General features: G+C 58.0%; 16 protein-coding genes and 1 pseudogene. 5 read left to right on the plus strand and 12 right to left on the minus strand.

All coding sequences use genetic code 11. The annotated features are described in order from the left end of the window. The first annotated feature begins 32 nt into the window (after window positions 1–32). Window positions 33–590 carry a GTP cyclohydrolase I FolE gene (gene folE, locus KGB25_RS05235; RefSeq protein WP_223434459.1) on the plus strand — a complete coding sequence of 186 codons (558 nt, stop codon included), beginning with the start codon at window positions 33–35 and terminating at the stop codon, window positions 588–590. 39 nt (window positions 591–629) lie between these two features. Here the strand turns inward: folE and KGB25_RS05240 are convergent, their stop codons facing one another. The 5 genes from KGB25_RS05240 to KGB25_RS05260 are packed head-to-tail and all read right to left on the minus strand — an operon-like array spanning window position 630 to window position 6,798. Then, the gene (locus KGB25_RS05240) at window positions 630–1,385 is read right to left on the minus strand and encodes an SDR family NAD(P)-dependent oxidoreductase (RefSeq protein ID WP_223434460.1); all 756 of its coding nucleotides are present in this window, start codon (window positions 1,383–1,385) and stop codon (window positions 630–632) included. A gap of 18 nt (window positions 1,386–1,403) precedes the next feature. Beyond that, the gene (locus KGB25_RS05245) at window positions 1,404–2,456 is read right to left on the minus strand and encodes a phosphotransferase family protein (protein WP_223434462.1); all 1,053 of its coding nucleotides are present in this window, start codon (window positions 2,454–2,456) and stop codon (window positions 1,404–1,406) included. Beyond that, on the minus strand, window positions 2,453–3,748 hold the full coding sequence (locus KGB25_RS05250; RefSeq protein ID WP_223434470.1) for an acyl-CoA dehydrogenase family protein: 1,296 nt from the start codon (window positions 3,746–3,748) through the stop codon (window positions 2,453–2,455). Before KGB25_RS05250 ends, KGB25_RS05245 begins: the two co-directional genes overlap by 4 nt. A 24-nt stretch (window positions 3,749–3,772) precedes the next feature. Then, window positions 3,773–4,510, minus strand: coding sequence for an SDR family NAD(P)-dependent oxidoreductase (locus KGB25_RS05255; protein ID WP_223434471.1), 738 nt, complete (start codon window positions 4,508–4,510; stop codon window positions 3,773–3,775). A 50-nt stretch (window positions 4,511–4,560) separates the two neighbouring features. After that, a complete protein-coding gene (locus KGB25_RS05260) occupies window positions 4,561–6,798 on the minus strand; it encodes a CoA transferase (protein WP_223434472.1) in 2,238 nt (745 codons plus the stop codon). A gap of 193 nt (window positions 6,799–6,991) precedes the next feature. Here KGB25_RS05260 and KGB25_RS05265 point away from each other — a divergent pair, with 193 nt between their 5' ends. Beyond that, a complete protein-coding gene (locus KGB25_RS05265; RefSeq protein WP_223434473.1) occupies window positions 6,992–7,399 on the plus strand; it encodes a VOC family protein in 408 nt (135 codons plus the stop codon). On the opposite strand, the gene KGB25_RS05270 is transcribed toward KGB25_RS05265, so the two are convergent. Genes KGB25_RS05270 through KGB25_RS05280 form a run of 3 tightly spaced genes read right to left on the minus strand, consistent with a single transcriptional unit; the run spans window position 7,396 to window position 10,190 of the window. Then, on the minus strand, window positions 7,396–8,175 hold the full coding sequence (locus KGB25_RS05270; RefSeq protein WP_223434474.1) for an SDR family oxidoreductase: 780 nt from the start codon (window positions 8,173–8,175) through the stop codon (window positions 7,396–7,398). The two genes, KGB25_RS05265 and KGB25_RS05270, sit on opposite strands and share 4 nt — an antisense overlap. Window positions 8,176–8,199: 24 nt before the next feature. Beyond that, window positions 8,200–9,231 carry an oxygenase gene (locus KGB25_RS05275; RefSeq protein WP_223434476.1) on the minus strand — a complete coding sequence of 344 codons (1,032 nt, stop codon included), beginning with the start codon at window positions 9,229–9,231 and terminating at the stop codon, window positions 8,200–8,202. A 17-nt stretch (window positions 9,232–9,248) separates the two neighbouring features. Continuing rightward, window positions 9,249–10,190, minus strand: a complete 942-nt coding sequence (locus tag KGB25_RS05280; RefSeq protein ID WP_223434479.1) for a Rieske 2Fe-2S domain-containing protein — start codon at window positions 10,188–10,190, stop codon at window positions 9,249–9,251. A gap of 323 nt (window positions 10,191–10,513) precedes the next feature. On the opposite strand from KGB25_RS05280, the gene KGB25_RS05285 reads away from it, so the two are divergent. The 3 genes from KGB25_RS05285 to KGB25_RS05295 are packed head-to-tail and all read left to right on the plus strand — an operon-like array spanning window position 10,514 to window position 13,686. Further along, on the plus strand, window positions 10,514–10,993 hold the full coding sequence (locus tag KGB25_RS05285; protein WP_223434481.1) for a MarR family winged helix-turn-helix transcriptional regulator: 480 nt from the start codon (window positions 10,514–10,516) through the stop codon (window positions 10,991–10,993). Beyond that, window positions 10,986–12,167, plus strand: coding sequence for an HlyD family secretion protein (locus KGB25_RS05290; protein ID WP_223434482.1), 1,182 nt, complete (start codon window positions 10,986–10,988; stop codon window positions 12,165–12,167). The genes KGB25_RS05285 and KGB25_RS05290 overlap by 8 nt, the downstream gene beginning before the upstream one ends. Next, window positions 12,160–13,686, plus strand: coding sequence for a DHA2 family efflux MFS transporter permease subunit (locus KGB25_RS05295; RefSeq protein ID WP_223434483.1), 1,527 nt, complete (start codon window positions 12,160–12,162; stop codon window positions 13,684–13,686). Before KGB25_RS05290 ends, KGB25_RS05295 begins: the two co-directional genes overlap by 8 nt. Window positions 13,687–13,692: 6 nt before the next feature. Here KGB25_RS05295 and KGB25_RS30495 read toward each other — a convergent pair whose 3' ends face one another. The 4 genes and pseudogenes from KGB25_RS30495 to KGB25_RS05310 all read right to left on the minus strand — a co-directional run bounded on the left by KGB25_RS30495 (window position 13,693) and on the right by KGB25_RS05310 (window position 22,779). Continuing rightward, window positions 13,693–14,538: a methyl-accepting chemotaxis protein gene (locus tag KGB25_RS30495; RefSeq protein WP_411740525.1), complete on the minus strand. Its 846-nt coding sequence runs from the start codon at window positions 14,536–14,538 to the stop codon at window positions 13,693–13,695. Window positions 14,539–14,556: 18 nt separating this feature from the next. Further along, window positions 14,557–15,402: pseudogene (locus KGB25_RS30500) on the minus strand (HAMP domain-containing protein); the annotation flags it as partial. Window positions 15,403–16,271: 869 nt separating this feature from the next. Continuing rightward, a complete protein-coding gene (locus tag KGB25_RS05305; protein ID WP_223434488.1) occupies window positions 16,272–17,828 on the minus strand; it encodes a hypothetical protein in 1,557 nt (518 codons plus the stop codon). Continuing rightward, complete coding sequence (locus KGB25_RS05310; RefSeq protein ID WP_223434490.1) at window positions 17,821–22,779, minus strand: AAA domain-containing protein; 4,959 nt, start codon at window positions 22,777–22,779, stop codon at window positions 17,821–17,823. The genes KGB25_RS05305 and KGB25_RS05310 overlap by 8 nt, the downstream gene beginning before the upstream one ends. Between the last annotated feature and the right edge of the window lie 24 nt (window positions 22,780–22,803).

Here is a 22,803-nt window from a genome sequence, read left to right on the forward strand (position 1 = left end):
CCGGGAAGTTGGCTAAACAATAAGGTCGACCAATGAACGAAGAACTGGCGAAAAACTACCGGGGAATTCTCCAGGCCGTGGGCGAAGATCCGCAGCGAGAAGGCTTGCTGGATACGCCAAAACGCGCGGCCAAGGCCATGCACTACCTCTGCCACGGCTACCGGCAAACACTGGAAGAAATCGTCAACGGTGCACTGTTCGAGTCCGATAATGATGAGATGATCATCGTCCGGGACATCGAGTTGTACTCACTGTGCGAACACCATCTGTTGCCGTTTATCGGCAAAGCCCACGTTGCTTACATGCCCACCGGAAAAGTGCTTGGCCTGTCGAAGGTGGCCCGTATCGTCGACATGTTTGCCCGCCGCTTGCAGATTCAGGAAAACCTCACCCGACAAATTGCCGAAGCCATTGCCCAAGTCACCCGTGCTGCTGGCGTGGCCGTGGTTATCGAGGCGAAACACATGTGCATGATGATGCGCGGCGTGGAGAAGCAGAACTCGACCATGACCACTTCGGTAATGCTCGGCACCTTCCGCGAGTCGTACAACACCCGTCAGGAATTTTTGCAGTTGATCCGTAGCCGCTAAGCGCTGTGCCTGGTTCATCCCAAGCACGCGGCCAGCCACTCAACTGAGCATTAACATACCGCCGTCAATCATCAGCGTCTGCCCGGTGACAAATCGCGAACCGTCTCCGGCAAGAAATACCAGCACTGGCGCCAGATCCCGGGCCGGTTCGCCCAGTTGTCCGCCGATGGGCACTTGCCCGGCCATGTACGCGTCGTGCTGCTGCAGTTGTTCGGCGCTCATGCTCGCGCGGGTGGCTTCGTACATCGGCGTCCACATGGCCGGAGCGATGGCGTTGACGGTAATGCCCAAGGGGCCCCACTCCCGCGCCACCGTACGTGTCCACGCCAGCACGGCGCCTTTGCTAGCGGCGTAATGGGCTTTGCCAGGCTGTCCGATGACGCCTGCCGCAGAGGCGAAGTTGATGATCCGCCCACCGCTGCCTTTAAGCAGTTCATAGGCTGCGCGATTGGTCAGGAATGTGCCCCGGGTATTCACCGAAAAAACTTTTTCCCACTCGTCCAGCGTGATGCTATCGGCACTGGCATTCGGTGCGATGCCCGCGGCATGTACCAGCACATCCAGCCCGTTGAGCTGTTCGTTGGCCCAGGCGAAAGCGGCATCCACGGATTGGCTGTCAGCAATATCGCAGACTCGTGTATGCGCCCACCCGCCACCGTCACCTGTCATCGAGGCACCTTCGCCCAGGTCCAGGCTGATGACATGGGCCCCCTCCTCCACAAACGCCTTGACCACTGCCGCGCCGATCCCCTTGGCGCCTCCCGTGACGATGATGCGTTTACCGGCCAGTTGCATGGCTTGTTCCTCTGATTATCAGTCGGTTTGATCAATGCGCTGCAACGCCGTAGCGAACAGCCGCAGAGCCGAGGCATGGTGTTTTTCACCCGTGATCATGGAAGCCTTGCCGGCACACGCACGGGCGTAACTGACTTCGAGAAAGATGCCGAGCTTGAAGCCGGCCAATACCAGGTACCAGTTGAAGTCTGCCAAGGAGCGCAAGCTGCCGGCGCGGTAATGGGCGACCAGTTCGTCGCTGCTGCAAAAGCCTTCCCAGGGGTGAACTTCGATGGTGCCGGCACCATGACCCTCGGCATCGGGCCAGGTGACCACCAGCCAGGCGAGGTCGAGCAAAGGATCGCCGATGGTCGCCAGTTCCCAATCGACAACTGCGGCCAGTTCCGCGCTGTCTTGGCGGAACATGACGTTGGACAGGTGAAAGTCGCCATGCTGGATGCCGGCCTGGAACTGCGTCGGGCAATGCTCGTTCAACCAGTTGGCCAACTGTGCAAGTCCCGGCAGACCGCTCGCGCCCGGCCAGCCGGCGTAGCCTTTGACGCTGTCCAGTTGCGCCAACCAACGTGAGACCTGACGCTGATGAAAACCCTCGGGCCGGCCAAAATCCTCGAGACCCACCGCCCGGTAGTCGATTTCGCCCAGACGCAATAACGCATCCACCATGGCCAGCCCCATACGTCGACGCATTGCCGGCTGCTGCGCGTGCGGCGCTGGCAAACCTGCCGCGCCGTTGGGATTAAAACCCTGCACGGGTTCCATCAAATAGAAACTGGCGCCCAGAACGTCCTGGTCGACACAATCGGCTATCAGGCTGGCATGGGGCACCGCTGATCCTGCCAAAGCTTTTAGCAACCGAGCTTCACGGGCAATGGTTTTACTGCCGACTTCACGCAGTTCTCTGGAAGGCCGCCGTAATACGAATTCGCGCGTACCACGGCGAAAGCGCAGCAACAGATTCTGCGTGCCTCCGGTCAATCGCAGCGGTGCCTCGATGGGGCCGCTTTCCAGGCCTCTGGTGTCCATCCATAGGGCCAGGCGCTCGAGGTCGACCAAATCCTGCCAGTCGTTCATGCGTCGCGCTCGCCAAGGCCGGCCAGGGCATCGGTGTATTTTTCCCGGGCACGGGCCGCGGCGGTGGGCCGGTGGTAATCGGGGAACAGTTCGTCGCAGGGTTGGTAATCGCGTAGCAGCTGTTTGGCGACGGTGATTTTGTGCACTTCGGTGGGCCCGTCGGCCAGTCCCATCTGGAAGGAGCGGACGATGTAGCCGGTAAACGGCATTTCTTCGCTGACCCCCAGCGAGCCATGCACATGCAGGGCGCGCGCGGCGATGTCATGCAGCACCTTGGGCATGATGGCTTTCACTGCGGCGATGTCTTTGCGCACCCGTTTGTAGTCCTGATACTGGTCGATGCGCCACGCCGTGCGCATCACCAGCAAACGAAATTGCTCCAGATCGATCCACGAATCGGCAATTTTCTCCTGGACCATCTGCTTGTCCGCCAGACGGCTGCCTTGGGTACTGCGCGACAACGACCGTTCACACAGTGCATCAAGGGCTTTTTGCGCCTGGCCGATGACGCGCATGGCGTGGTGCACACGGCCCCCACCCAAACGTACCTGGGCGACGACAAATGCCTGACCGGGGGCGCCGAGCATATCGGCCGCGGGCACGCGCACTTTGTCGAATGACAAGTAAGCATGGGTGGCAGCCGGGTCATCGGCGATACCGACGTTGCGGATAATGCTTACCCCCGGAGCATCGGCAGCAACAATAAACATCGACATGCCTTCATACACCGACACGCTTTTATCGGTCACCGCCATCACGATATAGAACGCGGCGTAGCGCGCATTGGAGGCAAACCATTTTTCGCCGCTCAACAGCCAGTCATCCCCCTCACGCACCGCCTCGGTGGTGAACACCGCAGGGTCGGCGCCGCCTTGCGGTTCAGTCATGGCGAAGCAGGAGACGATATCGCCATCGAGCAACGGTTGCAGGTACCGCTGTTTCTGTGTTGGGGTGCCGTAATGGGCGAGAATTTCACCGTTGCCAGAGTCCGGTGCCTGACAGCCAAAGACGATCGGGCCAAACAGCGAGCGGCCGAGGATTTCATTGATCAACGCAAGGCGTACCTGGCCATAACCTGCCCCGCCCAGTTCCGGCCCCAAGTGACATGCCCACAACTTGCGCGCCTTCACCCGTGCTTGCAGCGGTTTGACCAGCTTTATGAACAACGGGTCGTGGATATTCCACGGGCTGCCCAATACGTGATCGAGGGGCTCGACTTCCTCACGCACGAACTGATCGATCCAATCCAGTTCCACTTGAATCTCGGGGTCGGTCTGAAAGTCCCAGGCCATGGTGTTTCTCCTAGCAAATAGCGATCAGGCCAGCAGCATGCCGCCGTCGACCAACAGGGTTTGGCCGAGCACATAGCTGGCCAGCGGCGAGGCCAGAAACAGGGCCACATTGGCCATGTCCTGAGGCGTGCCCAGGCGTCCTTGAGGAATGGCGCGCAACGCGCCTTCCAGGCGTTTCGGGTTGCTAGTGGTCACCCGTGTCAGCTTGGTTTCCACCAACCCCGGGGCAATGCCATTCACCCGGATTCCGTCGCGAGCCCAGGCTTCGGCCAAAGTGCGCGTCAGGCCGAAAGCACCGGTTTTTGAGGCGTTGTAGGCCGGGTTGCCGCGGGTAGAGTGGAACGCGGCTGCCGAGCTGACGGTGATCATCGACCCCTTTGCCTGCATGAGCAGCGGATGAAATTTCTGAGCACAGACCATAAGGCTGGTGAGGTTGACGTCGAGCACGTGCTTGAAGCCCTCAGTGAGGAACTCCTGCCGGTCGTAGAGCACCGTGCCTTGCGCCTGTACCAACACGTCCAGACGGGTGAATGGCACGCTGACGGCCTCGATCAATGACGCATCCGCGACGTCAACCTGGGTGTAGTGCAAACCTTCAAGATTAGAATCCGCCGAATCTTGATAGGCCGCCGCCGAGGCTCGCGTGCCCCAGACATGCACCTCGGCGCCCCGCTGGCGAAAGTTCTGCGCAATGCCATTGCCGATGCCACTGGAACCGCCGATGACCAGCACGGTTTTGCCGCTGAAATCCAACTCGTCCATGGGTAATCCTTGTGCTTGTCGATGAATGCTGCCGGGCGCCAGGCCCATGGTTACAGCGCCACCAGACCAATCGACGCCAGGCGTTCGAGCTCGCTGCCTGTAAAGCCGAGACCTTCCAGAACTTGCCGGGTATGTTGGCCGAGGGCGGGGGGCGGCCGCTGCAGCGATAACGGCAAGTTGCCGAAATCCCAGAACGCGCCGATCTGTTGCAGGTCGCCGTAAACAGCATGCGAGTAATGAGCGTGCAGACCCGCTTCGGCGTGTTCGGGGCTGTCGAGAAAGGCATCCATCTGCGCTTCCAGCACGGCCTGCGCCGGCACCTGGGCTGCGGCCAATGAGGCGAGCGCCGCTTGCCGGGTGTGATTGGCAAACCAGGTTTCGGGCTGATCACCCACCAGCGATTCGAAACGTTGCACCTCATCCGGTTGCAGCGCTGCCACCACCAGCCAGGCATCGCTACACCGATACAAACGATGGGCATCACTCAGACCGGTCTGTTGCGCGTCCATGTGGTCGATTGGCGTAAGACTGCCGTCCTCCAGCACCACCGCTTCGCTCATCGACAGCATCGTGGCGCCCAGCAATGACGAACTGACCATTTGCCCGACGCCACTGCGATTGCGCTCATACAACCCCAGGAGCAAGGCATAGAGCGAGGACAGACCGGCAAAAAAATCACCCACGCCGAAACGTAGCCACATTGGCGCCTGGCCCTCACCGCCCTGCTCGACTTCCCAGCCGCAAGAGGCCTGCATCAGTTGGTCAAAGCCCGGCCAATCCGCGCGCGGGCCGGTCGGTCCGTAGGCACTGACATGGCAATACACCAGCTGCGGGTTAAGGGCTTTGAGGCTCTCGTAGTCGACCTTGAGTTTGCGTGCCGCCGGCAGACGCATGTTGTGATGCACAACATCCGCCCAACGGGCCAACGCTTCTACGGCCGGCTCGGTTTGCTGATCGCCCAATTGCAGTGCGACCCCCAACTTGCCACGCTGGGTACCGCTGAAAATCCGCTCCAGGCGGCGCATGGCATCGCCTTTGGGTGCCTCCACCTTAATGACTTCTGCCCCCAGGTCCGCCAGCAACATGCAGGCAAACGGTCCGGCAAGATAGGCGCCCAGATCCAGCACTTTCAGACCGTGCAGCGGCGGCAAGGGCGCCGGGCTCGATCCCGGCACTTGCGAAAGGATCACAGCATCGGCGCCTGGCAGTCCGGCGTTCCCCTCACCTGCCACTGGTGCACTACCGCCAACTCGTGCGGGTGGCTGCACCTGCCAGGCCGGGCCTGGTTGCAGGGTCCTGCCCAATTGCACGTTGTCGACTTCAACCACATAGCCATTCAGGCGTGCTTGCTCGTCGAAGTAGATATCGCCGAACGCAGCGGCAACTTGCGCAGCCACATCGTGCTGCCAGAAATGTTCGACCCAGTCCTGCGCCGGTCGTGTAGCAATAATTGTCTTGTTGGCGCCGAAGTTAGGCGCCACATGACTGGGTGGCCACAGCGCATTCAAGCGAGCCACTTCGACTTCCCCCAACTCACTGAGCACCGCGGCCATCCACGGTGATTTATCCGGCGAATAATGCACATGCAACCAGCGGCCATCGGCGCATTGGTGCAACGGAATCGGAATGTGTTTATCCAGGCCCTTGGCGAAGGCCGGGGTTGGCGTTTGCGCGCGGTTCCAATGCATGGTCATGGGTACAAGGGCTGCCTGAGCCAGGCTCGTATGCGCAATGCCGCCGAAGCCATCACGGTCGCGCGCCAGCAACCGCGCCATGACCGCGACCACACACAGCCAGCTCGCCAGCCAATTGGCAAACGGCATGCGGATGAAGGCCGGGCCGGGACGATGCGCGGGTTGCTCGTCCAACAGGCCCAGGCGCGCCAGGATCAATGTTTCCCGAGACAGGGCATTCGCCAGCGCATGCCGTTGCGGCCAGCCGCTGACCGCCGAGATCACCAATCGAGGGAAGTCTGCGCAGAGCTGCGCGTCAACCAGGCCATGCGCGTGTGCCACCTCAGGCGTGAAGTCGTGCAACAGCACATCGGCATCCGCCAGCAGGGATTGCAACTGCTGGCGATCTGCGGCGTTTTCCAGGCTGAGGATGACACTTCGTTTGCCACGGTTAAGCACAGCAAACAGCGCCTGTTTGTCTCTAGCGTGGTTGGTGGGTGGCTCGATCATCACCACTTCCGCACCCGCTTCGCACAGTTGCAAGCCAGCGGCGGAACCGGCAATGCCGGAACACAGACTGATGACGCGAATACCTTCGAGGATTGCCTGGCTCATTCAGCACCTGCCTTGTTCTGCGCTTAGCGTTTTGCAGCAGAGCTGCAGAACGAATCCATGGCGTTACCCTAAGTCATCAATACGAAATTCCATAGATAGATTAGTATTCCGAATATAGAATCATAAGCATGAATATGAACAACAAATAACAATTCGTCTAAATATCACTAAAAAGCCGATCAGGGGCGTTGCGATGATTCTGCGCATGGACCACTTCACCATCGTCTCCGACCAACTGGAGGCGACACGGGATTTCTATATTGGAATACTGGGGTTGGTGGAGGGGCCGCGCCCGCCTTTCCCGCTTCCCGGATTCTGGCTGTACGCCGAGGATCAGCCCGTTCTGCATGTGGTGGGCGTATCACAAATGCCGGAGCCGCGACGTGGCGTGCTCGACCATATGGCCTTTCACGCCCGGGGCTTGCAGAGGATGTGGACGCACCTGGATGAGCACGGCGTGCGCTTCAAGGTGATCCGTGCTCCCGGCGCCGAGCGCACGTGGCAGCTGTTCATGCAGGACCCCAATGGGGTTGAAGTAGAACTGGACTTCGACGCCAGCGAAGTACCGCCCGCCGATTGGAAAGATCGCCGGGGCGGCTAAATCAATCCGGCGTAACTGCCGCCGTCGATCTGCAGATTTTGCCCGGTGATGTAGCCAGCCTGTGCCGAACAGAGGAATGCGCAGGCGGCGGCCAATTCGCTCGGCTGGCCAAATCGTCGTGCGGCGATCGGCTTGAGCATTTCCACCCGCGCCTCTTCAACACTGAGCTGACGATGCTTGGCCAACTGTTCGGTCATGAAGCGCAGGCGATCGGTTTCAATACGTTCCGGCAGCAGATTGTTGATGGTCACATTGTCCCGCGCCACCTCGATCGACAGGGCTTTGCAAAACGCAGTCAGCCCCGCACGCGCCGCCGTGGACAAACCCAAGGGCAAGCGTGGCGACTTGACCATCGCCGAGGTGATATTGACGATGCGGCCAAAACCTCGCGCACGCATACCGCCGACCACCGCCTGAATCAGCAGGATGCCCGAGAGCATGTTGGCCTCAATCGCGGCCAGCCATGCCGCATGATCCCAATCCTCCAGACGACCGGGCGCAGGGCCGCCGTTGTTGGTCACCAGGATGTCGACTATCGGGCACGCGACCAATAATGTCGCTCGCCCGGCAGAGGTGGAAAGATCCGCCACCACCGTGCGGGGCAGCCGGCCAGTGTCGAGAAAAATGTCCTGCGCGGTTTGCGCCAGGGCATCGGCATCGCGGCCGTTGATCAGGACCTCGCAACCCTCTTGCGCCAATGCCAGCGCACAGGCTTTGCCAAGCCCTCGTGAGGACGCGCATACCACCGCCATCCGCCCGCCAATGCCCAGATCCATAGCCGTACTCCTTGTGTGATGCCGTCAATCGTTCATGCCCAACAAGGCACTGATATCGCGCCCGGGTTCAGCGTCGCTGCCATAGACGAATTGGCCGGTGCGCTGGCGCTCGACCAACTGCTCCATCTGGTAGCGATAACGAGTTCCCGGGGTATCGAAACGTGAATGCAGGTCACGTCGCTCATCGGTCTCGAAATAGCGCTGATTCTGTGGACGCACCACCGAGTTGTCCTGGGGCTGGATGATGTAGTTGATGCGCGGCATCACGTAGCGAAACGGGGACGGCGCTGAGGTGGTATTGAACGTGACGTCACAGCGCGAGCGATGCTTGCCCACCGGCAAGAACGGTTGCAGGTTAGGCACGTCATAACCGGGACGAAATCGCGGGTAGGAGATGCATACATTACTGCGCAAATGGATGTGCAACACCGCGCGAAAATCCTGGTATTTGGCGCGCACTCCGCCCACCCAACGCATGATCGGTGCCACTGATTTTTGTGCGACGGTGCGGGTGCGGGTCACCGTTTCAGAGGTCCATTGCACCTCGACCTCATCCGACTCACTGATGCCGTCGCCGATGGTATTGGCGTGCAGGAAATCGGCGTGGGTCAGGTCAATCAGGTTTTCGACCGAGAGCGCCGAAGTTGCATCAAACCGCACGGTCCGCTGGGTGTAGCCGGGAAGGCTGCCGTCTCGCGGTAGAAACGGGATGTGCGGCAGCAACAGCGCATCGGCAGCCTCAGGGTTGCCGTACCAGACCCAGATGTAACCGTAGCGCTCCACCAGCGGATAAAACCCGCTGCCTCCGGTGAATTCCGTCAGCACGCGCGTATTCTCACGCAGGCGATAGGGATGAAATTCAGCAGCTATCGGCCGCCCGTTTTCCCGCCACAGGTAATAGGGTTGGGCATGAATGATTCGGCGGATTGGCTGTGCACTGAGGTCACGACTGTGGGATACCGGAAACCAGGTGTCACGCAGGTCGTAGTTGATCGGTGTCCAGTCACCCCGCGCTTTGCGCGATGGAGTTTCGGTAGAGGAAGGCACGGCATGCATGGTGATTTCTCCGGTGCTTAGACGACGGCGCTAGCGGCAATCAAATACGGCTGGCGCAAGGCTCGCAGGTCGCGGGACGGGGCTTGCAACAGGGCCGCGACGGCTACGCCGTCAATCAGGTTTTTCACCTGGAACGGTGCCTGTTTGCGTGCGCGGGCAAAACGCCAACGCAACGGTGCATGAGCCGGCACCTGCTCATGCACAAAACCTCGCCAGCACAAGCTCGTGGTGCCACGTCGGTTAGCCCCGGTTGCGATCATCAGGGTAATCAGCGACAACTCTTCTTCGTTGAGCAAATCCACCCGAATACTGCCGCCGCTCAGGGGTACGGCGGTGCGCACAATCAAGGGGTAATCCACTACAAACTGCGACGGCAGAAATTGTGTGGACCATACCGCGCCGCGCTCCAACACTACGCGCCCCTGCTCGCTGCGCAGATCGCCAAGGAAGAAATCGGTGAGCCGCACATGGGTAAAGCCGAGCAAGCATTCCGGACCGTCTAGCATCGCCGCCAGATACTGATCGTGACTCATGTTGACGATGGTGGAACCGGTAAATTCGCGACCGCTTGGCCGGTAATCGTTACTGGGCAGCTCCCCCTGCGGTGCGCCCTCACCCAACCACACGTGGACGAAACCATTGGCTTCGCTCACTTGGAAAGCCCGTGCGGCATAACGCGGCGGCACGCGCTCATCAGCATGCAGGTTGGGAATTTTTGTACAACCGCCACTGGCACCATCAAAGGTCCAGCCGTGGTAACCACATTGCAAACCAGACTCGACCACTCGTCCCAGCGCCAACGGCACACGCCGATGTGGACAACGGTCTTCCAGAGCAAGCGCCTGCCCGGCTGCGTTGCGGAACAGGACCAGTTCCTCGCCACCAAAGGCCACGGCCAATGGCTTTTGATCATTCACAGCCTCGGAAAGCGCCATGGCCCACCAGCCAGGGGTTGTCATCGGTTTGCCTCATTGTTGTTGTGTTTTTTGGGCAGTTGTTTGTCATGCAAGCAACGCTAACGGTAGCGCCACAACGCTGTGATGGCAACCATAAAATCAACAGTTAAATGTTTTATGTTCATCATCACACAACCACATTAACAGCCCAGGAAACACTCAAAAAACGCTACAAACAAATGAATACGGAGCCATATAAATCAATTTACCCCCATAAATATGAACATTATTTAATTTTATGCCCATTTATTCCTTGAAAAGGTTCGACAGAAAACCTATAAGCCTGATCACCATGAGCATGCTCATTTACTTCAGGTGCGCTGACGATGACCCAATCCACCCTCGGTTTTGTCCTCCATGACGTTGCCCGCTTGATGCGTAAACGCTTCGAACAATGGGCCCGCGCAGCCGGACTCACGCGTTCTCAATGGCAAGTTCTGGCGAAACTGTCCACGCATGAGGGCATTCACCAGAAGGGCCTGGCCGACTTGCTGGAAATCGAGTCAGTCACGCTGGTGCGCTTGCTGGACAAAATGCAGGAGCGCGGTTTGATCGAACGTCGCAACCACCCCACCGACCGCCGTTTTTCCTTGTTATTTCTCACCCCGCAAGCCCACCCGCTGCTGCAATTCATGCGCACCATTGGCGAGCAGACCCGAGTGGAAACCATGGCCGATTTTTCCTCTCAGGAGCATGATCAATTGCTGCAGTACCTCGAACGCATGCGTGAACATTTACTGACGGCTTGCTGTCAGCCGGTGGATGAGTTCACTGACTTCGAGGTGGGCGAGGTGACCCATGGCTGAGTCCACAGTGCAGCGCCATGCGGTACGGGCAGAAACACGACCACTCGACCCACTGGCGAAACCCGAAGCACAGACGCCTGAAGCTCCAGCCCTTGATCGTCATGGGCCAGAAACCTCCGGCGCGGCACGGCAACGCTGGCGCGTCGGCCTGTTTTTGCTGGCGCCGATCATCGTCGTGGCCTGTGGCGCCTGGTATGTGTTGGGTGGCCAAGTGGTCAGTACCGACAACGCCTACGTTCAGGCCGAACGGGTGGGCGTTTCGACCGATGTGGCCGGGATCGTGGCGGCCATTGAGGTCAGCGACAACCAAGTCGTGAGCAAGGGCCAAGTGTTGTTTCGCTTAAAGCCAGAACCCTTTGAAATCGCCTTGGCCAGTGCCCGCGCGCAACTGGAAAGCGCGCGTAACCAGATCCTTTACCTCAAGGCCAGCTACAACCAGTCACTGGCCGAAATCGCCCAGGCTGAAGCACGCCTGCCCTACTACCAGACCAATCTTCAACGCCTGGAAAAGCTGGTCAGCGTTGCCGCCGTATCAAAAACAATCTACGACGATGCCCGTCAGGACCTCGACAATACCCGTCAACAGGTTGCGGTAGCCAAGGCCCAGGCTGCGACGGCTCTGGCCCAACTGGGTGGAAGGCTGGACAGGCCTCTGGAGCAACACCCCGCCTACCTGCAAGCACAATCGGCACTGAATGAGGCCGAACGAAACCTGCGCAACTCCGTGGTGACCGCTGCGTTCGACGGCGTAGTCACCAACGTTGACTCGTTACAAGTGGGCGCTTACCTGCAACCACCGCAATCGGGCTTCAGTCTGGTATCCAGCGAACACTTATGGGTCGCCACCTCGCCAAAAGAAACCGAACTGACCCATGCTCATCCCGGCCAAGGTGCAACCATCGAAGTAGACACCTACCCCGGAGTCACGTGGCATGGCACCGTCGAAAGCATCAGCCCGGCGTCAAGCTCCAGCTTCTCGCTACTGCCGGCGCAGAACACAACCGGCAACTGGGTGAAGGTCGTGCAGCGTATTCCGGTGCGGATCCGGATTGACGACGCGGCGGGAAAACCTGCGTTGCGCCACGGCATGAGTGCCGTGGTAGAGATCGACACCGGCACCGCCCGCGGCCTGCCGAAACCATTGGCCGACTTGCTCGCCCGCCATCATGAGTGAAGTGACCGGGCCTCTGCCGCCTTCGCCGCTGCGCGTATTGATCACACTTTGCGTGGTGCTGGCAGTGGTGATGCAAGCCCTGGACACCACCATCGCCAACGTCGCCCTGCCCTATATGCAAGGCAGCGTGTCGGCCAGTGCCGATCAGATTAACTGGGTGCTGACCTCCTACATCGTCGCCACCGCCATCATGACCCCGCCTTCGGCATTCCTGGCCAGACGTTTTGGTCGCAAGCGCGTCTTGCTGTGGTCGATCTTTGGTTTTGTACTGGCGTCAGTGCTCTGTGGCGTCGCCCGTTCCCTGGAGGAAATCATCCTGTTTCGTCTGCTGCAGGGGCTGGCCGGTGCGGCGTTAGTGCCGCTGTCGCAAGGCATACTGCTGGACATTTACCCGCTCAAAGACCGAGGCGCGGCAGTGGCCTTGTTCGGAGTATCGGTCATGGTCGGTCCCGTGCTGGGTCCGATGCTCGGCGGCTGGCTGACGGAACATCTCAGCTGGCGTTGGGTGTTCTTCATCAACTTGCCTATCGGGTTGCTCGCCTTTATTGGCATGATGCGTTTCATCCAGGAAACCCCGGTCGACAAAACCGCACGCCTGGACTGGTTGGGCTTTGGTTCTCTCAGCGTGGCTATCCTGTCGTTTCAATTGTTTCTCGACCGCGGGGAACAACTGGGCTGGTTCGACTCAGGGGAAATAATCCTGGAGGCGCTGGTGGCCGCCATCGCTTCGTACATTTTCATCGTCCACACGTTTACCCACGACAAGCCCTTTATCAGCTTGAAACTGTTCAAGGACCGCAATTACTCGGTGTCTGTCGTGTTTATTTTCATCATCGGCATTACGTATCTGGCGTCACTGGCATTGATGACACCCTACCTGCAAACCTTGATGGGCTACCCGGTGCTCACCGCCGGACTGGTGATGGGTCCGCGGGGCCTGGGGACGATGCTTAGCATGTTCCTGGCCGGGAAAATCATGGGCAAGATGGATATCCGCTGGATCTTGTTTTGCGGCCTGGCGCTGTCTGCCTGGTCGATGCACATGATGACCCGCTGGACCCCGGAAGTGTCCATCGACACCATCATCTACGTCGGCTTTATCCAGGGCGCGAGCCTCGGCCTGTTATTCGTTCCCCTGACCACCATTGCCTTCACCACCTTGCCCCCACAATTGCGCGGCGAAGCCACCGGCCTCTACAACCTTTCACGCAATGTTGGCTCCAGCGTCGGCATCTCGATAGTGACGGTACTGCTGGCGCAAAACACCCAAATCAACCATGCCGAAATCGGTGCCTATGTGACGCCGTTCAACCACCTGCTCAATGCCTGGCCCGCCAGCAGCCATCTCAATCCAGCAAGCGCCGCCGGCCGCGCAGCGCTCGACAGCATGGTCACCGTACAGGCCAGTTGGGTCGCTTATCTGGATGACTTCAAGCTCTTGATGCTGTTGTCCATCGCGATCATGCCGCTGTTGCTGATCTTCAGAACGCCGAAGCTTCAAGCCAGCAAACCCTCATAATCGCCGTCAGACTTCGAAGCGAAAACGTCCCACCGCCAGATTCAGCTCATCGGACAGCTCGCGCAAAGACACTACGGCGCCGGACACCTGATGGGTGATTGCATCGCCCTCGCCAGCCATCCGCGCAATGTGCTCGACGTTGGCGACGATGCCCCGCCCGCCTTCGCTTTGCACGCTCACCGCATCGGCAATTCTGTCCACCCCGCGCGTTGAGTCGCCGACCAGTTCCGTCGCCTGTTGCAGGGTACTTTCCAATTCACTCAGCAGCCGCCCGCTGTCGTCCAATGCCACCGTACCGGCGCGCAGGGCTTCGTCAACAACCCCGGACTGACTCTCCAATTTCACCGTCAACTGGTTGATCGAGTTTGCTGCCAGCGCAGAGCGTTGCGCCAGGTTGCGCACTTCATCTGCCACCACACTGAAGCCGCGTCCGCTCTCGCCCGCCCGCGCCGCCTCGATCGCCGCGTTGAGCGCCAGCATGCTGGTCTGCGCGGAAAGGTCCTTGACCTGACCGATACTGGCGGTGATCGCCGTAGTGCTCTCGACGAAATCGCCCACCGAGCCGCGGATGGCGGAGAATGCATGGCGTACGCTGTCGATTTTCTCGAGCAGTCGCGCCAGCGCCAAATGCCCGTCCTGCGCACCGCGCAAGCTGGCTTCGGCGCAACTGCGCAGGCTCTCGGCATGACTGGAGATGGCCGCAATCCCGTCGCTCATTTGCTCAATGGTCGTCGACACCGCGCCCACCGCACCGGCCTGTGCCGTAGAGCTTTGCGCCACACGCGCCGAAGCGCCAACTAACTCCTCCGCGGAAAAGCCGACCGATGCCGCGACGCCAGCCACCTTGCGCATGGCCTGCTGGAAGCTATCAATGAGTTCGTTGAATGCCAGCGCGGTGTGACCAACCTCATCTCGCCCCATGACCCGCACCCGTCGGGTCAGATCACCATCGCGCATGTCGATCGACGCTTGCTCGATTTCCCGGATGGGCCGAATGATCTGCGCACGCAACAGTAGACTCACCAACACCGCCAGTACGCTGCCACCCAGCAAGACCACGACGAGCATCCGTGAAACCTGCCGTTGGGTGGCGCCCGCCTCGGCGAATGCCCCGGAGGTCAGCTCCGCCTGCAGGCCCAACAGGCGGTTGAATTGACCTTGTAAACCATTGTTGTCAGCGCGTACCCGCCCCAACAGCGATGCAGCCTGGATCTGGTCATTCATGGCAGTGCGCTTGAAATCGGCAAGGCCCTCGCCGACTACGGCGGCCTGTTCCTGTACGGCCTGGTAGAGCGCTTTCTCCTCGTCACCCAAACGGGTTTCAAGGGCTACCTTATCTAGCCCTGCGCGCATGTCGTCGACACTGGCCTGCATATCTTCAAGATACGACTCAAGGTCCTCCGCGGACGCTTGCCCATTGGATTCGAGGATGCGTGCGCCAGCGGCATAAGCGCCGACCATCGCTGCCTGCGATGCCGCAGCGGTTTCCAGTACTTGGCGGTACTGCTGAAAACGCAACTGGTCGATCTCCTCGATCACCGCTTGTTGCTTGGCCAGCCCGCGGTAGGCCAGCACCGAGACGACCAGTAGAGCGAGCACAAATAAACCGGGAAGCACAAGAAGCTTGGCGCCGATTGAGAAGCCTTTCAAGAATGACATCGTGGGTACCATTTTTGTTTTTATAGGGCATGAATGGGCATGCGACTCACCCTGCATAATTCTTTATACAGTATTTGATTCTACTGTAAGAATTTTTAATCAATAATTCCCCGCCAAGGTTTCTTGGTATTTTTTTTGAAATTGAGAACGCCAGTCCCGCTAACCGGTGTCGGGAATTTCGTACTGGCAACGACAGGTAGGCGATGAATGAGCTATACCCGCTAATCGCCCGTTGCAGTTGTTCACCAGTGGATGTCCGCAATGAAGTTCAGAAGCCCACTTGCAGCGCCAATAGGGATTTGCTTCAGAGGCTCTACTTCGTTACGACTGAGCCCGCGTTCTAATCGCCCTCACCGCATTCGACTGTCTGCTATTGGCCGATAAGTGTCTACTTTGGGTCTGTGGATTCAACCGGTCGACGCAACAGATTGGCTAAATCGTTCAGCGGGCGTTTCGCAGTTTAGTGTTTTTCGAGGGGGCGATCAGGTTGAAGCAGGTTAGCAACTGCCATCACCAAATCATTCAGAGACCAGGGCTTGTCCAGATACGTCGTTGAGGAAGGCACAATCGAGGGATCCAGCGCGTAGCCGGACGTGAGAATCCTAGCGGTAGAGCGCCATTCGCCTTTACCATTTCTATCAATTTCGCACCTTGGAGTTGACCTGGCAAACCATGATCCGCGATCAACAGCGGACAGGGCTTCCATTACTAAGGCGCTCTGCGCCAAGGTATACCGGGGAATTCGAGTATCAATTGGTATCTACCTATGCTCGACGAAGCCGATCAGCATGAACCGCCTCCATCAGCCTAAAATTGAATGGAGCATTTAGGTATGGCGCCTCGACCGAGGCGCCGCGTGCACACAACGCCCCGTTGAGCTGAACATATAGAACTGTAAAAATTCCAAAGCAGCATGTTATAGCCCACTAGATTTTTTTAGTCGGCTTCTTGATTGTGAGCTTCACTTGGCTAGACATCGGAAGTCCGAGACCACTGGACTGAATCAGCTCCAGGCGATCCTTTTCCATATGATTAGTGATGTCTCGCTCAGAATCCTCACTCCACACCACATGGCCCTCACCTCTCCCGAACAGTCGGGAATTTAGGAAGCTGTCAATGTGGGCAACACGCTGCGGATCACAGGTGATGTAACCAATCGGGACCGTCGCTGCGCTCTCGTCACTGGGCTGAAAGTGGTACTGCACCACGGCCAACTGCCCAGGGACCAGGAAGATCTCGAACCGGTCCTGAAGATCCGATCCTTCAAAAGCAATTCCGTTAGGAATCCGATTGTGATACGTGCTGCGCAGCTGGCCGAACTCCCTTTTTTCATCGAATGGGACGATAGCGGTAATTCGACCTTTGACATGAGGCGCCTCACTGAGCTTATCAGCGGTCCTGCGGCAGAAGTCGCTGAGCAATGTCCCGTTGGCTGCCCACAGAGGCACAGAGCTCGACAGCCACAATGCCGAGTGAACCTGACCCTCTGGCCAGTCCCGAGAGAGGTCTTCGAGCATCCGCCCCAAAGTAATCCGGTTGTTGTTGTCGTAAACCGGCCCGATCATAGCCCTAGTGGCTTGGCTGCCGTAGCCCGTCCTACGTTCCTTATGATCGATCAGCCACGTGTTGATATCCAGACCTCGGTCATCTAGATAGCGGGTTAACACTTCATCCCCGAACTCCTCGCAATAGGCTTGGGGAGTCATGCCGCCCTTAGGCATCCGTAAGCTATTGAGATAGTCGGAAATCTTGGCTTCGAGCTCCATACTTAAGGGGCGCTGGCGAGTGCCGCCAACTTTCTCGGCAACGCGTTTGATGACTTCGACATTGCCCGCCTGGGTTGGCAGCAGACCGATTTCCAGATCCACCTGAATGTTCACTGGAGCCGCCTGATCGCATGCACCGACCTTATAGAGCCTGGTCTTCCGAGCTTCGGACTCGGGCAGCTTGGAGAAATCCAGAAAAGCGCGATACTGGTCGCCGAAGGCATCTGCCACAGCCTGAACGGACCAAGCTTTATTTTCCGCCGGCACCGGAATTTGAGGCAGCCCCCAGCGAGTGCGATTGTTCTGACTGGCCGGCATTATGGTCTTGGTCAGCAACTCAAAAATCGGGCGCTCGATCCGCTCTTCATACTTGGTGAGACTCGGACTGGCCGATGTGCTTCCCTTGGTGCGATCTGTGAGCATCGCTGAAGGCGTCAAATGTCCGTCATTCGTGTAGACGGCCAGCTTGTTTCGGATGAGAGTTTCGATCAATACCTCGCATTCGCGCTTGGACAAGCCGAAATACTCACGAATCTCTCCAGGCAGCACTTCGTGCAAGGCCAACAGCAGACGACACGTGAACTCCTCTACCGCAGGCAAGGAGACTTCCTTCGTCCATGAGCAGCTTATTTGATACTGGTATGCAGGCAAAAGCAGGGAGATTGTGTTGCAAATGCGAAAGCCTGAGGCATCAACGGCTTGGTATTCTTCACTCATGGCGCTGACCCTCGATCACAGTGGTGCCATCTACGATTTCGTAATCATCAGGTGACTTGGCATGTTGCTCGGTCACATAACTGACCACACTCCCTAGTGCAGTTGGTGTATTCACCCCGCTCCACATTTTCCTGGAACCGATGATGACTAAGCGATCTTTGGCCCGGGACAAGGCAACATTGATTCGCGATTGATCAACAAGAAAGCCTTGGAGGCCTTTGTCATTGTTCCTCACCAAGCTAAGAATTAATAACGTGTTTTCGCTGCCTTGGTACGAGTCAACCGTATCGATTCTGACTGCATCTCGAAGCGGTGCCGCCCACTCAGCACGACTCAACTCTTCCTCGATCAAGCGCTTTTGACCTCGGTACATGGTGATCAGCCCTATGGGTTGAGGGTTCATCGGCGTACGTTTGGCATTCAGCTTTTCCATGTGTTCGGGTCTTGCGAGCTGACGCAGCAAGTGCAAGCAAATCGCAACCTCATGCTTGTTGACGAATTTACCCTTCTGGGGCTCATCCTCATTGACCGCGCGTTCTCCCGAACCACTGTCGATCCAGCTGACAGGTTTGTTGAACGGATACGGAAGTTCATCGCACCACGAGTCCGCTTTCTTGCGGTAGCTGTGCAGCTCGTCGTTATAGAAGCAGTGGCTGACAATGTTTCCAATCGGCTCAATCATTCGGTACTGAGTGTCGAGGGTAATGCCATTGTTCACCGTAAAGGCGCGCTCGAAGTCGGTCTTGACCACTTCACGCTCATCAATCTGCAGGTTCCTGGCCACTGCGCGCACGTGTTTTTTCTCGTACATGGGGGCCAACTGCTTGTGGTCGCCCACCAACAAAACGCGGCGCCCGCACTGCATGGCAATCATGAGCTCCGAAGCTTGCGCACGGCCTGCCTCGTCGACGATGACCCAGTCGAACTCCATCTCTTCGATGTGCAAGGCACCCGCTCCAATGCCTACCAGGGTGCCGCACACCAGTTGGGAGGTCTTGACCAGAAACTTGTCGTAGTTGGCCGCTCCCGAGCCCAAAACATCGATCCAGTCCTGGCTGATGCTGATCAGGTTGTTCAGGCGCTGCAGGGCCAGCTGATTGGTCACACCGTGCTGGCGCGCCACCTGGTTGGACAACTCGCGCCAGAACTCCGGCGCGGTGGGCGATGGCAGGGTGAATTCATAGCCCCGGCTGTCCATGTGATGCTGCAGTGACTCGACACAGCTTTTGATCTTGTTGTCATAGTCCATCACCCTTTCGATTCGGATTTCTTCGCTGATTTGGCGCTTGGAAACGATATCGTCCCTCTGCTTGGTGTACGTGCGCATACGATCGAGAAGCGGACTGATGCTGCGGTGCAGCTTGGCCAGCTCCTCAACCAGATCTTGGCTGAGCATGAGCCGGGAAGCCAGGGCATTGATCCGCTTTTCGTACTCACGTTGAAACTTGAAACGGATCTGGCGCTGAATTGAACTGGAATGGCACTGGAGCATCTGATCGTCAATGGCCGATTCGTGGCCCAGGCGAATGACGCTGACGTCTGTGCCGAGCTCTGAGCACAGTTCGCGAGCCTTGAGCGCGACCGTGTCCACCGAGGCATGTGATTGCCCCACCAGCAGGATGTTACCCGCCAGTTCATTTTCAAACAGGTAGTGGATCAGCTTGGTGACGAAGGCGGTTTTCCCCGTGCCAGGCGGCCCCTGCAATACACCGATCGGCCCTTCGGAGATGACCCGCTGGAAAGCGATGACTTGGCGTGGATTGAGTTGCCCCTTATCCGAGTCATAGCGCTCTCGGATTGCAACTTCATCCGGGATCTTGCCAGTCACCTTAGACTGCAGGGCCCCGGCTTGATCGAAGTAGACAGGGAGGTGAGCAATTCGGGACACTCCGTTGAGCACGCGCTCCATGGCTTTCTTGCGGCGCTCGCGAGAGGCGTTGTTGAGTTTGGACTCAAAAATAAGCTCCGTGCCCGGCGTCAGCTTCTGTTTAACGCTGCGAATGCCGGCAGAAAAAATGCGCACAGCCATTCGTGTTGAACTGCACTCTTCGGCCACCACCTCACCAAACGGGCGGTTCTCGCCCTCCAGGAAGATGCCGATGTCACCGGCATCTTCGTTGAAGTCCAGATCCTGGCCATTTTGCGGCACATAGGGAATGAGTAGTGCGCCACTAGCGCTCTCTTCAAAGGCGGCATTCTCGATTTCGACGCGCATCAGTTGGTCGCCTTCGGTTTCCAGCATTGCCTTCCAGATAGCCGATGGCCTGATGCTCTGATCGGCGAACTCATCACTTTCTTCACCGCCCTCCTCTTCACCTGACACCGACTCGGGTTTCTTCAGGAAGCTCTGCACGGGCTCTTGGCTCAGCAGAAAGCGTACGAACGCCTCATCGGTAGCCTTAGTTGAAATACCTTTTTGAACGGTGATGGGTTGGATGAAGGTAGCCTGAGCTTTGTGCCCTGCCGAAATGTAATCGCTGAACGACACATCGGAGAGCCAAGGCGAAGACAGCGTCTGGTGCACGGGATCAAAATTGAATGCCAGACGCTTGTCCAGCGCGGTCAGCCTGATGTATAGCTGCTCTGGATTGCGGTCAGCGCGCTCGACCCGCAGGTAATACGCGGACTCTCTGCCCTGAAGTAATGTCTCTTCTGTGGGCCACCGGAAGACGTCAGCCACAAATTTCAGCACAGGTAATTCAGGTGCCTTAGGCTTTCGAAGAGCTTCGAGCTCTGCCTTGAGGCTCTCACTAAGCGGATCGATGGCAACGGGAATCCCGTTTGGTTGCTCTTTAGCCAAAGCTAACTCGGCGACCAGAGATTTAGGGGCTTCAGCTCCTAGGAGCTCGCCTACGATCTTGTAGAGCGCATAGCAGTCGCGACCAAAGCTGTCGGTGCTGGCCGGGTTTGCCGGGCCGTATTCGACATTGTAGGGATCAGAGGTGTCGCCAAAATCGAGTGCGTCAATGAACATCAGCGAAAGAGGGTCACCCTCATCGCTTGTACGAACCAGAATGTTGTCTGGGTGCAGATCCCCGTGCGCAAAATCTCGGCCATGCACGTTGATCAGCAGATTGCAGAGTGCCGAAGCGGCCTCCAGCTTTTGCTCAAGTTTGTCCAGGGTCGTAACAAATTCAGGCCAGCCAGTGCCCTGCTCGAAGCGCGTGACGACAAACAGTCCGTTGCCGCCTGCAAACATGCCATGGGTCAGCAGCGCTGGCAGTGGCAATTCGTCCTCAAGGGACTGCTCAATGCGCTTTCTCATGCGCAGGATACGGCGGTTGGTGCCAGGATTCTTCAGGTCGACCACGGCCTTCGGCCAGAACTTGAATAGTGCCTCTTCAGAGTCGAACACACACCGATAAACCATTTTCTCTGCAGTGCCGATAGGAACGATCCCTGGCGCTGGCGGGAAGTAGCTCATCAGCATGTAGGGGTTCCAATCGGCCTTGACGAAATCGCCCTTAGCAATCTCCTGCATGACCTCCTGAGTGTCGTCATATTGCAGCGGTTTGCCAATCGCCAGGGTGTTAAATTCAGCGAGCATTTCAGAAGCATTGGCAAAGCGGTTCTTCTGCTCTAGATCCATTGCCTTGGCGAAAAATCCGTCAAGCTTGCCATCGAAGGGATCACTGGCCACCGAGCGCCATACGCAAATGCCTTCTTCCAGGACAAACTTGGCGCAGTGAAAACAAATCTTGTGGGCGACCAGGGCCAGCAGGTAGACGTCTTTGGCAAACGGGCTGAGTACATCACCCTGTGAGGCATAAACATCTTCGGGCAGGAGAGTCGTGTTGCTTTTTAGGCGTTCGGCCAGATCCTTGACCGTGCCTTTGTCAGGGACGAAGGCGGCGTGGAAACTGGAGGCCAAGACGATGCGCGAATCCTGAGAGTACCAAAGGTTCTGCGTGTCGATGTCCCGGTGCGCAAAACCCATGCTGTGCATTTCGGCAAAGGGCGCCAATAGAGCCTTGGTCAGGTCAAGACGATCGTCAACCGACCATTTGTGGCCATGCAGATTCAGGTGCTGCTCAAGACGCAGGGTGTTCTTGCGAATCTCGAACAGTTCGACGCAGTCACTGGTGATGTTGTCCTCAACCATCGGGGACAAAGGCCTGAGAAGAAAATCTTCTAGCGGGCTGTTCGCAGCGCTGGCGGTGCGAAAGACAAAGTCTTCTCGCGTCACCACACGGCGCCACGTCTCGTCATCGTGAAATGCCAACCCCAAAGCTGCCAAATCCCAGCGACGCATCATGGCCTTGCCAATAGGAGGGCCGGCGTTGGTGGCGGGATACTCACTGAACAGATGCTGATCATGCATGCGGTCTGGTGCATGAGCAGCGGTGTACTCCAGGTATTGGAATTCAGCAAGTTCTACGCGGTTACCCCGAAAGAAGCTGTCGAAAATGGGCTGGGCTTTGTTGGGTCTTAGCCTGCCCACTTCGTCGAACTTGATCATTCGCACTTGCTGAACGAAGCTCTCGTAGCCTTTGCCCGCGATCTTCAGAAAGTCTTCAAGGGTGTGAACGTACTTGCGCTCCCCTTCAGGCAGGTGCTCAGGCGTCGCGCTACCACAGAGCACCACGTGCGCTTCGACGTAGGGGTCGTAGGACAGCTTGTGTCCTATTTCTTTTTTGAGTATGGCCGCCAGACGATACCCCTGGTCTCGCTTGCGGTGATAGGCACTTTTGCCCCTGTTCTGCTCGCCACGCGGGGTGGTAATGATCCAGTTGCCATCATAGTTGGTCAGCTTGCCGTGCCATTCCTTGAGTTCGACTACGAGCACGCGGTCATGCGTAACGACAATGAGGTCGAACTCCATCGAACCCTGCTTATCCGCAACCAATACCGATGCGTAACCGAACCAGCTTTCACGCAGGTGCTTTTGCATCTGATCCAGAGCGTTTGTCTCGCTCTTGTGCAACCCATTGCCCCGAACGACGATTTGCATAATGGCTTCCCTATTGCCGACCTG

It is taken from the genome of Pseudomonas sp. BF-RE-21, from assembly GCF_019947305.1.
Taxonomy (GTDB): Bacteria; Pseudomonadota; Gammaproteobacteria; order Pseudomonadales; family Pseudomonadaceae; genus Aquipseudomonas; species Aquipseudomonas migulae.

Coding starts and splice junctions, on each gene's coding strand:
- KGB25_RS05270 (WP_223434474.1), bottom strand. CDS start 8,175: ATGGATCTGGGCATTGGCGGGCGGATGGCGGTGGTATGCGCGTCCTCA.
- folE (WP_223434459.1), top strand. CDS start 33: ATGAACGAAGAACTGGCGAAAAACTACCGGGGAATTCTCCAGGCCGTG.
- KGB25_RS05240 (WP_223434460.1), bottom strand. CDS start 1,385: ATGCAACTGGCCGGTAAACGCATCATCGTCACGGGAGGCGCCAAGGGG.
- KGB25_RS05265 (WP_223434473.1), top strand. CDS start 6,992: ATGATTCTGCGCATGGACCACTTCACCATCGTCTCCGACCAACTGGAG.
- KGB25_RS05245 (WP_223434462.1), bottom strand. CDS start 2,456: ATGAACGACTGGCAGGATTTGGTCGACCTCGAGCGCCTGGCCCTATGG.
- KGB25_RS05310 (WP_223434490.1), bottom strand. CDS start 22,779: ATGCAAATCGTCGTTCGGGGCAATGGGTTGCACAAGAGCGAGACAAAC.
- KGB25_RS05260 (WP_223434472.1), bottom strand. CDS start 6,798: ATGAGCCAGGCAATCCTCGAAGGTATTCGCGTCATCAGTCTGTGTTCC.
- KGB25_RS05255 (WP_223434471.1), bottom strand. CDS start 4,510: ATGGACGAGTTGGATTTCAGCGGCAAAACCGTGCTGGTCATCGGCGGT.
- KGB25_RS05295 (WP_223434483.1), top strand. CDS start 12,160: ATGAGTGAAGTGACCGGGCCTCTGCCGCCTTCGCCGCTGCGCGTATTG.
- KGB25_RS05290 (WP_223434482.1), top strand. CDS start 10,986: ATGGCTGAGTCCACAGTGCAGCGCCATGCGGTACGGGCAGAAACACGA.
- KGB25_RS05275 (WP_223434476.1), bottom strand. CDS start 9,231: ATGCATGCCGTGCCTTCCTCTACCGAAACTCCATCGCGCAAAGCGCGG.
- KGB25_RS05250 (WP_223434470.1), bottom strand. CDS start 3,748: ATGGCCTGGGACTTTCAGACCGACCCCGAGATTCAAGTGGAACTGGAT.
- KGB25_RS05280 (WP_223434479.1), bottom strand. CDS start 10,190: ATGACAACCCCTGGCTGGTGGGCCATGGCGCTTTCCGAGGCTGTGAAT.
- KGB25_RS05305 (WP_223434488.1), bottom strand. CDS start 17,828: ATGAGTGAAGAATACCAAGCCGTTGATGCCTCAGGCTTTCGCATTTGC.
- KGB25_RS05285 (WP_223434481.1), top strand. CDS start 10,514: ATGACCCAATCCACCCTCGGTTTTGTCCTCCATGACGTTGCCCGCTTG.
- KGB25_RS30495 (WP_411740525.1), bottom strand. CDS start 14,538: ATGCGCAAGGTGGCTGGCGTCGCGGCATCGGTCGGCTTTTCCGCGGAG.